The organism is Streptomyces huasconensis, assembly GCF_021028635.1.
Classification (GTDB): Bacteria; Actinomycetota; Actinomycetes; order Streptomycetales; family Streptomycetaceae; genus Streptomyces; species Streptomyces huasconensis.
Map to the genome: position 1 here is coordinate 5,793,503 of NZ_CP086119.1, position 12,072 is coordinate 5,805,574.

Sequence of the window (12,072 nt, forward strand, 5' to 3'; positions counted from 1 at the left end):
GCCCGGGGCCGCCGGCGCCACGACCTCAGCGCTGCTTCACCACACCGACACCGAGCCCCCTGGGGCTCGTCGAGCCACCAGGACGGGACAGCCATGCCTTCTTTCGACACCCCCGAGCCCATCACCGCCACCCTCTCCATCGAGTCCGGCACCTTCCGCGTCACCGCGGGGGACGGCGCCTCCACCGTCGTCGACGTACGTCCCAACAGTGCGGACCGGGAGGCGGACGTGCGGGCCGCCGAGCGCACCCGCGTCGAGTTCGCGAACGGAAAACTGCTGGTCAAGGGGGTCAAGGAGCGGTCCCCGTTCGCCAAGGGCTCCTCGGTCGACGTGGAGATCACGCTGCCGGCCGGCTCCGAGGTACGGGCCACCGCCGCGATGGCGCACTTCTCCGCCAAGGGCCGCCTCGGCGACTGCGAGGTCAAGACGTCCGCCGGTGACATCCAGCTGGAGCAGGCGGGGACCCTGCGGCTGACCACGGGCTACGGCGACATTTCCGTGGGCCGCGCGAACGGCGAGGCGCACGCCACCACGGGCTCCGGGGAGATCCGGCTCGCGGAGGTCGAGGGTGCCGCGACGGTCAAGAACTCCAACGGCGTCACCGACCTCGGCGAGATCGAGGGTGAGCTGTCGGTCAAGGCGGCCAACGGCTCCGTCACCGTCGAGCGCGCGGCGGCCGACGTGACGGTGAAGACCGCCAACGGTGCCATCCGCGTCGGCGAGTTGGCGTGCGGCACGGCTGTCCTGGAGACGGCCGTGGGCCAGGTCGAGTTCGGCGTACGCGAGGGCACGGCTGCCTGGCTCGACGTGCGGACGCGCGCGGGAGTGGTGCGCAACGCCCTGGAGGAGTCCGAGCCGCCGACCGAGCCCGCGGACACACTCAAGGTGCGGGCCCGCACCGGGATGGGCGACATCGCCATCCACCGGGCCTGAGCTCCCGGACGAACCAATACCGCACCGCTGCCGGACGACACCGGACCAGTACGCCCCTCATTTCGAACTGGTGTCCGGTAATGGGTGCTGCCCGAAAGCCCGCCCCCCCGACCGAAAGGGACCCGCCATGCCCGTCTCCCACCAGCCCCCGCCGCCCACCCCCGCGATCACCGCCACCGGGCTGCGCAAGTCCTTCGGCGAGAAGACCGTGCTCGACGGCATCGACCTGCACATCCCCAAGGGGTCGGTCTTCTCCCTGCTCGGCCCGAACGGCGCCGGCAAGACGACCGCCGTACAGATCCTCTCCACCCTGGTCACGCCGGACGCGGGCGAAGTGCGCGTCGCGGGCCACGACCTGGTCCGCGAACCCGAGGCGGTCCGCGCCGCGATCGGCGTCACCGGCCAGTTCTCGGCCGTCGACAACCTGCTGACCGGCGAGGAGAACCTGCTCCTGATGGCGGAGCTGTACGGGTACCGCCGCCGCCGGGCGAGGAGCCTCGCCGCCGGCCTCGTCGAGCGGTTCGACCTCGTGGAGGCGGCGAGGAGGCCCGCCTCGACGTACTCCGGCGGCATGCGCCGCCGCCTCGACATCGCGATGACCCTGGTCGGCGGCCCGGACGTCATCTTCCTCGACGAGCCGACCACCGGCCTCGATCCGCGCAGCCGCCACGGCATGTGGGAGATCGTCCGCGAACTCGTCGGCGACGGCGTCACCGTCTTCCTGACCACGCAGTACCTGGAAGAGGCCGACCAGCTCGCCGACCGCATCGCGGTGCTGAACGGCGGCAAGCTCGTCGCCGAGGGCACTCCCGCCGAACTCAAGCGCCTCGTCCCGGGCGGCCACGTCGTCCTGCGGTTCGCCGACGCGTCCGGTCTGGACCGCGCCGCCCGCGCCCTCGGCATCGGCACCGCCGACAGCGAGGCCCTCACCCTCCAGGTCCCCGGCGACGGCAGCGTGCGGTCCGTGAAGGCCCTGCTCGACTGGGTCGAGGCCGCGGAGGTCGAGGTGGAGGGCCTCGCCATCGACACCCCCGACCTGGACGACGTCTTCTTCGCCGTGACCGGCCGCCCCGACAACGAGAAAGTGACGACCCGATGAGCGCCTCCACCGCCCCCACGTCCACCACGCCCCCGGCGGCCGTCACCCGCTCACGCCCGGCCGCCCCGTCCGCACCGCGCACCTCGCTGACCATGCTGCGCCGCAACCTCCGGCACGCCCGCCGCTACCCGGCCATGACGATCAGCCTGGTGAGCATGCCCATCGCCATGCTGCTGCTCTTCAACTACGTCTTCGGCGGCACGATGTCGGCCGGCATGGGCGGCCAGGGCTCCGGCGACTACATCAAGTACCTCGTCCCCGGCATCCTGCTGATGGCCGTCGGCTCGGGCGTCCTGCCCACCACGGTCGGCGTCTGCACCGACATGACCGAGGGCATCGTGACCCGCTTCCGGACGATGCCGATCAACGGCTCCTCGATCCTCACCGGACGCGCCGTCGGCGCCGTCATCCAGACGCTGCTCAGCATCGTCCTCGTGATGGGCGTCGCCTTCCTCGTCGGCTTCCGCTCCGGCGCCGAGCCCCTTGAGTGGCTCGCCGCGGCCGGTCTGCTCGCCCTCATGTGCACGGCCCTCACCTGGCTCGCCGTCGCGCTCGGCCAGCTGGTCAAGGCACCCGAGGCGGCCAGCAGCGTCGCCCTGCCCTTCTCCTTCCTGCTGCCGTTCCTCAGCAGCGCCTTCGTGCCGCTCGACTCCATGCCGGACTGGCTGCGCCACTTCGCCGAGTGGCAGCCCTACACCGCCTTCATCGAGACCCTGCGCGGCCTGCTCCTCGGCGACGAGATCGGCCGGTACGGGCCGCTGGCGGTCGGCTGGGGCGTGCTGATCGCCGTGGGCGGGTTCGTCTGGGCGCGGTCCCTGTTCCGCCGCGACGCCACCCGCTGACCCCACGCGGCTTGTCGGCCCCCGCCAACTCGGCCTCCCGCTGGGCCGCGCGGCGGGCCGACCGCTACGGTGCGGGAACGGCGTGCGCCCGCGGCCACTGTGAGCCGTCTCTCAGCGGACCGGAACGCCTCGGCGACAGCCGGACGGGCCGTGTTTATGGAAACCCCACAAAGGGGGAGGCCGTGAACAGTCACTTATTCAGCAACCTCTCTCCCTTCTGTCCGGGGGTGCCAGGAAAACGGCCCGGAGACTGTACGGAGTCGACGGTTCGTTTAACCGTGGGCGCTCCGTAAGGTCGCTACATGACCGTTTTGGACGAGACCGCCTCCTCCGGGGGCGAGCCCACCGACGCGCGTGGGCGCGTGGCCGAACTGCACGACATCCGTGCCGAGGCGCTGCGCGGACCCAGCGAGAAGGCGACCGAGGCGCAGCACGCCAAGGGCAAGCTGACCGCACGGGAGCGGATCGAGCTGCTCCTCGACCCGGGCTCGTTCAACGAGGTCGAGCAGTTGCGCAGGCACCGCGCCACGGGCTTCGGCCTGGAGGCCAAGAAGCCGTACACCGACGGTGTCATCACCGGCTGGGGCACGGTCGAGGGCCGGACGGTCTTCGTCTACGCGCACGACTTCCGCATCTTCGGCGGCGCGCTGGGCGAGGCGCACGCCACGAAGATCCACAAGATCATGGACATGGCCATCGCGGCCGGTGCCCCGCTGGTCTCGCTGAACGACGGCGCGGGCGCCCGTATCCAGGAGGGCGTCAGCGCGCTCGCCGGGTACGGCGGCATCTTCCAGCGCAACACCAAGGCGTCCGGTGTCATCCCGCAGATCAGCGTGATGCTCGGCCCGTGCGCGGGCGGCGCCGCCTACTCGCCGGCCCTGACGGACTTCGTCTTCATGGTCCGCGAGACCTCGCAGATGTTCATCACCGGGCCCGACGTGGTCCGCGCGGTGACCGGCGAGGAGATCACGCAGAACGGCCTGGGCGGCGCGGACGTGCACGCCGAGACCTCCGGCGTGTGCCACTTCGCGTACGACGACGAGGAGACCTGCCTCGCCGAGGTCCGCTACCTCATCTCGATGCTCCCCTCGAACAACCGGGAGAACCCCCCGGCGCACGAGTCGGAGGACCCGGCCGAGCGCCGCTCGGACGTGCTGCTCGACCTGGTTCCGGCGGACGGCAACCGTCCGTACGACATGGCCAAGGTCATCGAGGAGCTCGTCGACGACGGCGACTACCTGGAGGTCCACGAGCGCTGGGCGCGGAACATCATCTGTGCCCTGGCCCGGCTGGACGGCAAGGTGGTGGGCATCGTCGCCAACCAGCCGCAGGCCCTGGCGGGCGTCCTGGACATCGAGGCCTCCGAGAAGGCGGCACGCTTCGTCCAGATGTGCGACGCTTTCAATATCCCGATCGTGACGCTGCTGGACGTCCCGGGCTTCCTCCCGGGCGTGGACCAGGAGCACGGCGGCATCATCCGCCACGGGGCGAAGCTGCTGTACGCGTACTGCAACGCGACCGTGCCGCGCATCTCCCTGATCCTGCGCAAGGCGTACGGCGGGGCGTACATCGTCATGGACTCGCAGTCGATCGGCGCGGACCTGACGTACGCCTGGCCGACGAACGAGATCGCGGTGATGGGTGCCGAGGGCGCCGCCAACGTGATCTTCCGCCGGCAGATCGCCGCGGCCGAGGATCCGGAGGCCATGCGCACCCGCATGGTCAAGGAATACAAGGCCGAACTGATGCACCCGTACTACGCCGCCGAACGCGGTCTGGTGGACGACGTCATCGACCCCGTACACACGCGCGAGGTGCTCATCAAGTCCCTCGCGATGCTCGCCAACAAGCACGCCGATCTGCCCTCGCGCAAGCACGGCAACCCCCCGCAGTAGCCCACAAGGAGAACGCTGCAGATGACACCTCCCGACATCCGCGTCGAGAAGGGCCACGCCGAGCCCGAGGAAGTCGCGGCCATCACCGCGATCCTGCTGGCCCGCGCCGCCGCCCGGCCCGCCGCCGCCCCGTCCCACCGCGGCCGCGACAAGGCCGGCTGGCGCCGCCTGGAACGCACCCCGGGCTTCCGCGCCCCCCACAGCTGGCAGGGCTGACACCCCCGCGACACAAGGCCCCGCACTCCACAAGGAGAGCGGGGCCTTACGCAAGCCCCCAAAGGGGCACGAGGAACTGCGCGCCCAGCCACATCCAGCCCGTCCCCGAACACCGGTCGGCCGCCCCGGAGGGTCACCGAGGCCCACGCCTTCCTCTCCGGCCTCCTCGGCCCGCTCGCCCGCGGCGGCGTGGCCCTGCACGAGCTGCACCCCGAGAGCTACGGCTACCAGGGCATCACGCAGTTCGACCACTACCGCCGCACCTGAGCACCGCGGGAACCGACAGGGGCCCGCACGCCGTCAGCGTGCGGGCCCTCATCCGCGTACCGGCAAGAAACGACGGACCGCTAACGGAGCCGCGCCATCAGCGCGTGCTCGACCAGCGTGATCAGCGCGCTCTTCGCGTCCGCGCGGTGCCGCGCGTCCGTCGTGATGATCGGCGTGTCCGGGCCGATCTGAAGGGCCTCGCGGACCTCGTCGGGCGTGTACGGCTGGTGGCCGTCGAAGCCGTTGAGGGCGATGACGAAGGGGAGGCCGCTGTTCTCGAAGTAGTCGACGGCGGGGAAGCAGTCGGCGAGCCGCCTCGTGTCGACCAGGACGACCGCGCCGATGGCGCCACGGACCAGGTCGTCCCACATGAACCAGAAGCGGTCCTGACCGGGCGTACCGAAGAGGTACAGGATCAGGTCCTGGTCCAGGGTGATGCGGCCGAAGTCCATGGCCACCGTCGTGGTGGTCTTGTCCCCGGTGTGGGTGAGGTCGTCGATGCCCGCGGACGCGGACGTCATGACGGCCTCGGTGCGCAGCGGGTTGATCTCAGAGACCGCCCCGACGAACGTGGTCTTGCCCACGCCGAAGCCGCCCGCCACCACGATTTTCGCGCTGGTGGTGGAGCGGGCTGTTGCTCCGCCGCTAGAGCTTGCGAAGTCCACTGAGCACCCTTTCGAGCAGTGTCACATCTGGCTGGCCGCCGGCGGACTCGTCGCCGCCGGGCTGGTGGATGGCGACAAGTCCGGCCTCCGCCAGGTCGGCTACGAGGATTCGGGCGACGCCGAGGGGAATGGAGAGCAGTGCCGAGATCTCAGCGACTGACTTGATCTCGCGGCACAGATTGCAGATCCGCTGGTGTTCGGGCAACTGGCCCTGCAACTGGTGCGGTTGCGCCGTGGTGTGCACCAGCGCCTCGATGGCGAGCTGGTAGCGCGGCCTGGTGCGGCCGCCCGTCATGGCGTACGGCCGCACCAGCGGGTTGTGCGCCGACCCGGCGGGCGCCGGTGCGGGGGCGCGCCGCTGGGGCTGCACGGGCTGGATACGGGGCGCGTGCGCCGGTGTGTCCTGGTCGTACGGACGCGGGCCCGGCTGCTGGGGCTGCGCGTACGGCTGGCGACGGTGGCTCGGCGCGGAGGGGAAGTTGTACCGGTTCGGCCCGCCGTCGTGCTGACCACCCTGGCCATGGCCAGGGGACCAATTCGCCGATGACGAACCGTCTGGGGGTGTTGCCACGTTGCTTCCTCCTCCAACTGTGCCGGGCACCATCACTGTGGAGCCGCGTCCCGAAACCTTACGGGCACGGGACGCGAAATCGCACCGTCTGTCTGTTAGTTGAGAAGGCTCCCCTGGAGCTCCGCGCGCAGGTCCGGCGTGAGGACGGTGCCCGCGCGATCGACAAGAAGTGCCATTTCGTACCCAACGAGACCGATGTCCGCATCCGGGTGGGCGAGAACGGCGAGCGAGGAACCGTCGGAAATGGACATGATGAAGAGAAATCCTCGCTCCATCTCCACAACGGTCTGGGTCACGGCACCGCCCTCGAAGATCCGGGAGGCCCCGGCCGTGAGGGAGGTCAGACCCGAGGCGACGGCCGCGAGCTGGTCGGCACGGTCGCGGGGGAAGCCTTCGGACATCGCCAGAAGGAGTCCGTCGGCGGAGACCACCACCGTGTGGGACACCCCTGGGGTGTTGTCCACGAAGTTGGTGATCAACCAGTTCAGGTTCTGCGCCGCCTGGCTCATCGGGCTCACACTAACGCTCCTGGTTGTAGGTGCTATCAGGGCTGAAGCCCTGGCCATTCGTGTCACTGCCTGAGTTGCGTCCCCGCTGGACGCCCCGGCGCAGGTTGCTCAGCCTGCCCCGTACGTCCTCGGGGTCGCGGGAGACCGAGGGGCCGCCCTGTGGGGTCTGTTCCGCGGTGCCCTCGACCAGGTTGGCCTTGGGCACCCGCCGCGGGAGCCCGGACGAGGTGACCCCGCCCGCCTTCGGCTCCTTCAGGCGCTCGGCCCGCTGCCAGCGCTCGTCGTTGGACGAACGCCAGTCGGAGCCGTCCTGACCGCCCTGGCTCTCGCCCCCGGCGGGGGCCGCGCCGTTCCCGTTCGGCGACGAGGAGCCCCGGCGGGGGAGGCCCGCGTCGGTCATCTCGTGGACCACGGAAGGAGTCGGTCCCGGCCGGTCGAAGCCTACGCGCTCGGAGTCGGCCGCGGGGGCCGCCCGACCGGATTCCGCTTCCTGCCCGTACTCGGGCTGGTAGCCGTCACCGCTGGGCCAGTCGTCCTGACCGGAGCGCTCCGGATAGGAGATCTGCGGGTCCTGGTAGCCACCCTGGGCAGGCGCTGCGGCCGCGGCGGCCGCGTCGGGGTAGTACTGCTCGTCGTACGCGGGCGCCTGCTGCTCGGTGCCGTAACCGCCCTCGGCGTACTGCGCGTTGGCGTACTGGTCACCGGCGTACGGATCGGCGGCGTACTGCTCACCGGCGTACTGCTCGTTGCCGTACGCGTGCTGGCCCTGGTCGTAGGAACCCCGCTGCTGCTCGTCGTACGCCGGTGCCTGCTGCTGCTCGTACGCGCCCTGCTGCGGCTGCTGCGGCTCGACCTCGTCGCGGAAGAGCGGGCGGTTGCCGCCCGGCTGGTGGGCCTGTGCCTCCAGGGCGGCCCGGCGCTCCTCACGCATCAGCGAGCGGCCGACGGGGTCGAGCGCGGGGCCCTCGGAGCCGTCGCCGTGGTAGCGGCTGTCGTCGAAGCCCAGCTCCGCGGCGCTGCGCAGCGGCTCGGCCTCCCGGACCTGCTGCTCCGGGATGATCGAGGAGACGGTGAACTCGGGGTCCTGGGCGTGCTGTTCGCCACCGCCACCGTGCGTGATGCCGTCCGGCAACATGACCAGCGAGGTCGTGCCGGCCTGCTCGCCAGAGGGGCGCAGCTGGACGCGGATGCCGTGCCGGTCGGCCAGCCGGCCGACCACGAACAGACCCATGCGCTGCGAGATCGCGGCGTCCACGGTCGGCGGGTTGGCCAGCTTGTGGTTGATGTCGGCGAAGTCCTCGGCGGTGAGGCCGATGCCCTTGTCGTGGATCTCGACCATGATGCGGCCGTCGGGCAGCCGGGTCGCGGTGACGCGGACCTTGGTCTGCGGGGAGGAGAACGTGGTGGCGTTCTCAAGCAGCTCGGCGAGCAGGTGCACGAGGTCGGTCACGGCCAGGCCGTGGATCTCGGCCTCCGGGACGCCCGACAGCTCGATGCGCTCGTACTGCTCCACCTCGGAGGAGGCGGCGCGCAGGACGTCGACCAGCGGAACCGGCTGGTCCCAGCGGCGGCCCGGCTCCTCGCCGGAGAGGACGAGGAGGTTCTCGCCGTTGCGGCGCATACGGGTCGCCAGGTGGTCCAGGCGGAAGAGGTTCTCCAGCTGGTCCGGGTCGGCCTCGTTGTTCTCCAGGTCGGTGATGAGGGTCAGCTGGCCCTCGATCAGCGACTGGTTGCGGCGCGAGAGGTTGGTGAAGATCGCGTTGATGTTGCCGCGGAGCAGCGCCTGCTCGGCGGCGAGCCGCACGGCCTCGCGGTGCACCTGGTCGAAGGCGCGGGCGACCTCGCCGATCTCGTCCGTGGAGGTGATCGGGATGGGCTCCACGCGGGTGTCCACGCGGCCCGGGTCGGTACGGGAGAGCTGGTCGACCAGCATCGGCAGCCGCTGCTCGGCGATGCCGAAGGCGGCGGTGCGCAGCCGGCGCATCGCGGTGGACATCTGGCGGGCCATCATCCCGGCCAGGATGAACGCGGCGAGCAGCGCGAGCACCACGATGGCGCCCGTGATGTACGCGTTGCGCTGCGCGGTGGCGGCGATGTCGGACGCCTCGTCCACGGCCTTGTCGGCGAGGTCCGACTCGATGGTGCGGTAGGCGTCGAACTTGGCGGTGGTCGTGGCCCACCAGGCCTCGCGGGTGATGCCCTTGCTCGCCAGCGCGACACGCGCGCTCGGCTGCGTGCTCTCCATGGTGGCGAGCGCCGCGACCATCTGCTCCTGCGTGGGCGCCGGCTTGGCCTGCTTGTCGGCGGCGGCCTTCAGGTCCCTCTTCGCCTGCTCCAGCTTGGCGACGTCCTCGGGGGTGCCACCGCCGGTGTACTCCTCGATGGCGATGCGCTCCAGGTAGGCGTACGAGGAGAGCGAGGTGCGCTGGAGTGTCAGCGAGCCGGTGCCGGGGCCCGGCTTGACCAGCAGGTGCGTGCCGAGGGACCGCTGCAGCGAGAGCGCGGCCTTGGAGAGCGATATCGCGTAGACGGTGCGGCCGTAGCTCGTGATGTTGCCGGTGCCCAGACCGAGTTCGTTGGCGAACTCCATCAGGGGGTGCTGGATGGCGACGTAGCCCTCTTCGGTCTTCGCGCCGCTCAGCTTGGTGGTGTACGCGGCCTGGCGCAGCGGGGCCAGCTTCGGCTCCACCTTGTGGAAGGCGTCGAGACGACGGTTGAGGCCCTCCTTGTCCGGCATGCCCTCCGTGGCCTCCTTGAAGACGGCGGCCGCCTCGTCGGTGGCCTTGCGCGCCTTGCGGACGGCCGGGTCGTCGCGCTTGCCGTTCAGCAGCGGGGCGGCGGAGACGTCGCGCTCTTCGATGAGGCGGTTGCCGTAGTCGAGGGAGGCCCGCACCAGGCGGGCCGTCTTCTCGGCGTCCTGGGCCTCGCTCCAGGTGTCGATGGAGCCCTTCACCTGGAAGCCGCCCATGACCAGACCGACGAGCACGGGTATGAGCAGGATCGCGTTCAGCCTGGTCGGTACGCGCCAGTTGCGGGGGGACATCCGTCCGCCGGAGGGAGCCGGGGGCTCGTTGCCGGGAGCGGCGCTCACGTCAACCGGGGACGCCGCTGTGCGCGGCGGCGGGGTGAAGTTGCCCCGCGCGTCCCCGGTGGGGGGTGCCGCGGGGCTCGTCTTGCTTCGCCTCACTCGACCAACAACCTCTCGGCGGCGGCACTCACTCTCGTGCCGCTGTCGTCTCCAAGGCCCGTGCTACTGGGCAGTTCAGCGCATTCCAGCACGTCAGGCACTGCTCTTCCAAACAGTGGAAAGGGGAAGTTCCCCGTGGTGCAAGCCTCAGATAAATCGGTCATAAAGAGCGAGCCCCGCCAAAAGGCGGGGCTCCCGTGCGCACAGCGGCACCAGGCGACCGCGACGCGTGGCGGTCACCGGGGCAATTCTCTGTCGAAACGTTATGAACACGGAGGGCGGCCGTGTCCAAAGACACAGGCCGCTCCGTGAGAGCTACGACAACTGCCGTATACACCTGCCTACTTGAGTCGTGCCATAAGTGCGTGTTCAACCAGTGTGATCAAGCCACTCTTTGCGTCTGCACGGTGCCGCGCGTCGGTGGTGATGATCGGCGTACCCGGACCGATTTGGAGCGCTTCGCGGACCTCGTCGGGGGTGTACGGCTGGTGGCCGTCGAAGCCGTTGAGGGCGATGACGAAGGGGAGGCCGCTGTTCTCGAAGTAGTCGACGGCGGGGAAGCAGTCGGCGAGCCGCCTCGTGTCGACCAGGACGACCGCGCCGATGGCGCCACGGACCAGGTCGTCCCACATGAACCAGAAGCGGTCCTGGCCGGGCGTACCGAAGAGGTACAGGATCAGGTCCTGGTCCAGGGTGATGCGGCCGAAGTCCATGGCCACCGTCGTGGTGGTCTTGTCCCCGGTGTGGGTGAGGTCGTCGATGCCCGCGGACGCGGACGTCATGACGGCCTCGGTGCGCAGCGGGTTGATCTCGGAGACCGCCCCGACGAACGTGGTCTTGCCCACGCCGAAGCCGCCCGCCACCACGATCTTGGCGGAGGTGGTGGAACGGCCCGAGCCGGAGCCCGAGCCGCCCGAGCCATTAGAGCTTGCGAAGTCCACTGAGCACCCTTTCGAGCAGTGTCACGTCGGGCTGGCCGCCGGCGGACTCGTCGCCGCCCGGCTGGTGGATGGCGACGAGCCCGGCCTCGGCCAGGTCCGCCACGAGAATCCGTGCCACGCCGAGCGGCATCGACAGCAGGGCCGAGACCTCGGCCACCGACTTGACCTCACGGCACAGGTGGCAGATCCGCTGGTGCTCGGGGAGCAGCCCCATCAGCTGGGCCGGGTCGGCCGTGGTGCTCACCAGCGCCTCTATCGCGAGCTGGTAGCGGGGCCGGGTCCGGCCGCCGGTCATCGCATAGGGACGCACCAGCGGCTGGTCGCCCTCCATTCCGTACGAGGGATCGCCGTACGGGTTGTGAGAGGCGGTGGGCGGGGTCATGGGTCCTCCGGGCGGGACAGCAGGTCATCTGCGTGTGCCGTCTGACAGAGCCGGTGGGGGCGTGTGGCGGCCGGACGGTTGGTCAGTACGTTCGGTCGGTGGGGCGGCCGAAGGGCGAGAAGCTCCTGCGGAGCCGACTCTGGGTTCAGTGGAGCAGGCTGCCCTGCAACTCGGCGCGCAGGTCCGGGGTGAGGACCGCCCCCGCGCGGTCGACGAGCAGCGCCATCTCGTACCCGACGAGGCCGATGTCGCACTCGGGGTGCGCCAGCACGGCCAGGGACGAACCGTCGGAGACCGACATGATGAAGAGGAACCCCCGCTCCATCTCCACCACGGTCTGCGTGACGGTGCCGCCCTCGAAGATCCGGGAGGCCCCGGCGGTGAGGGAGGTGAGCCCGGAGGCCACCGCGGCGAGCTGGTCGGCTCGATCGCGCGGGAAGCCCTCGGACATGGCCAGAAGGAGGCCGTCGGCGGAGACCACGACCGTGTGGGACACCCCTGGGGTGTTGTCCACGAAGTTGGTGATCAACCAGTTCAGATTCTGTGCCGCCTGGCTCATCGGACT

The 12,072-nt window shown here is 70.4% G+C and carries 12 protein-coding genes; 5 read left to right on the plus strand and 7 right to left on the minus strand.

From position 1 onward, the window contains the following. Positions 1–93 precede the first annotated feature (93 nt). The 5 genes from J2N69_RS26470 to J2N69_RS26490 all read left to right on the plus strand — a co-directional run bounded on the left by J2N69_RS26470 (position 94) and on the right by J2N69_RS26490 (position 4,985). Complete coding sequence (locus tag J2N69_RS26470) at positions 94–933, plus strand: DUF4097 family beta strand repeat-containing protein (protein ID WP_230902959.1); 840 nt, start codon at positions 94–96, stop codon at positions 931–933. 127 nt (positions 934–1,060) lie between these two features. Next, complete coding sequence (locus tag J2N69_RS26475) at positions 1,061–2,032, plus strand: ATP-binding cassette domain-containing protein (RefSeq protein WP_230902960.1); 972 nt, start codon at positions 1,061–1,063, stop codon at positions 2,030–2,032. After that, positions 2,029–2,874: an ABC transporter permease gene (locus J2N69_RS26480; RefSeq protein ID WP_230902961.1), complete on the plus strand. Its 846-nt coding sequence runs from the start codon at positions 2,029–2,031 to the stop codon at positions 2,872–2,874. The genes J2N69_RS26475 and J2N69_RS26480 overlap by 4 nt, the downstream gene beginning before the upstream one ends. A 302-nt stretch (positions 2,875–3,176) precedes the next feature. Further along, on the plus strand, positions 3,177–4,769 hold the full coding sequence (locus J2N69_RS26485; protein WP_230902962.1) for an acyl-CoA carboxylase subunit beta: 1,593 nt from the start codon (positions 3,177–3,179) through the stop codon (positions 4,767–4,769). Positions 4,770–4,790: 21 nt separating this feature from the next. Beyond that, the gene (locus J2N69_RS26490) at positions 4,791–4,985 is read left to right on the plus strand and encodes an acyl-CoA carboxylase subunit epsilon (protein ID WP_230902963.1); all 195 of its coding nucleotides are present in this window, start codon (positions 4,791–4,793) and stop codon (positions 4,983–4,985) included. 347 nt (positions 4,986–5,332) lie between these two features. Here J2N69_RS26490 and J2N69_RS26495 read toward each other — a convergent pair whose 3' ends face one another. The 7 genes from J2N69_RS26495 to J2N69_RS26525 all read right to left on the minus strand — a co-directional run bounded on the left by J2N69_RS26495 (position 5,333) and on the right by J2N69_RS26525 (position 12,066). Then, positions 5,333–5,917 (minus strand): GTP-binding protein, encoded by a 585-nt coding sequence (locus J2N69_RS26495; protein WP_030361923.1) that lies wholly within the window; start codon positions 5,915–5,917, stop codon positions 5,333–5,335. Continuing rightward, entirely contained in the window at positions 5,898–6,488 is a 591-nt protein-coding gene (locus tag J2N69_RS26500) for a DUF742 domain-containing protein (protein WP_127913212.1), read from the minus strand. Before J2N69_RS26500 ends, J2N69_RS26495 begins: the two co-directional genes overlap by 20 nt. A 95-nt stretch (positions 6,489–6,583) precedes the next feature. Further along, positions 6,584–6,997 carry a roadblock/LC7 domain-containing protein gene (locus tag J2N69_RS26505; protein WP_062779227.1) on the minus strand — a complete coding sequence of 138 codons (414 nt, stop codon included), beginning with the start codon at positions 6,995–6,997 and terminating at the stop codon, positions 6,584–6,586. 10 nt (positions 6,998–7,007) lie between these two features. Then, positions 7,008–10,184: a sensor histidine kinase gene (locus J2N69_RS26510; RefSeq protein ID WP_408056806.1), complete on the minus strand. Its 3,177-nt coding sequence runs from the start codon at positions 10,182–10,184 to the stop codon at positions 7,008–7,010. Between the two features lie 341 nt (positions 10,185–10,525). After that, complete coding sequence (locus J2N69_RS26515) at positions 10,526–11,125, minus strand: GTP-binding protein (RefSeq protein ID WP_125515316.1); 600 nt, start codon at positions 11,123–11,125, stop codon at positions 10,526–10,528. Then, complete coding sequence (locus tag J2N69_RS26520) at positions 11,106–11,507, minus strand: DUF742 domain-containing protein (RefSeq protein WP_030787427.1); 402 nt, start codon at positions 11,505–11,507, stop codon at positions 11,106–11,108. The genes J2N69_RS26515 and J2N69_RS26520 overlap by 20 nt, the downstream gene beginning before the upstream one ends. Positions 11,508–11,652: 145 nt before the next feature. Continuing rightward, on the minus strand, positions 11,653–12,066 hold the full coding sequence (locus J2N69_RS26525; protein ID WP_030787430.1) for a roadblock/LC7 domain-containing protein: 414 nt from the start codon (positions 12,064–12,066) through the stop codon (positions 11,653–11,655). Positions 12,067–12,072 lie beyond the last annotated feature (6 nt).

What these genes read in the sequence shown, in the direction of transcription:
- J2N69_RS26475 (WP_230902960.1), top strand. Translation starts at nt 1,061, where the DNA reads ATGCCCGTCTCCCACCAGCCCCCGCCGCCCACCCCCGCGATCACCGCC.
- J2N69_RS26480 (WP_230902961.1), top strand. Translation starts at nt 2,029, where the DNA reads ATGAGCGCCTCCACCGCCCCCACGTCCACCACGCCCCCGGCGGCCGTC.
- J2N69_RS26490 (WP_230902963.1), top strand. Translation starts at nt 4,791, where the DNA reads ATGACACCTCCCGACATCCGCGTCGAGAAGGGCCACGCCGAGCCCGAG.
- J2N69_RS26505 (WP_062779227.1), bottom strand. Translation starts at nt 6,997, where the DNA reads ATGAGCCAGGCGGCGCAGAACCTGAACTGGTTGATCACCAACTTCGTG.
- J2N69_RS26485 (WP_230902962.1), top strand. Translation starts at nt 3,177, where the DNA reads ATGACCGTTTTGGACGAGACCGCCTCCTCCGGGGGCGAGCCCACCGAC.
- J2N69_RS26470 (WP_230902959.1), top strand. Translation starts at nt 94, where the DNA reads ATGCCTTCTTTCGACACCCCCGAGCCCATCACCGCCACCCTCTCCATC.
- J2N69_RS26520 (WP_030787427.1), bottom strand. Translation starts at nt 11,507, where the DNA reads ATGACCCCGCCCACCGCCTCTCACAACCCGTACGGCGATCCCTCGTAC.
- J2N69_RS26525 (WP_030787430.1), bottom strand. Translation starts at nt 12,066, where the DNA reads ATGAGCCAGGCGGCACAGAATCTGAACTGGTTGATCACCAACTTCGTG.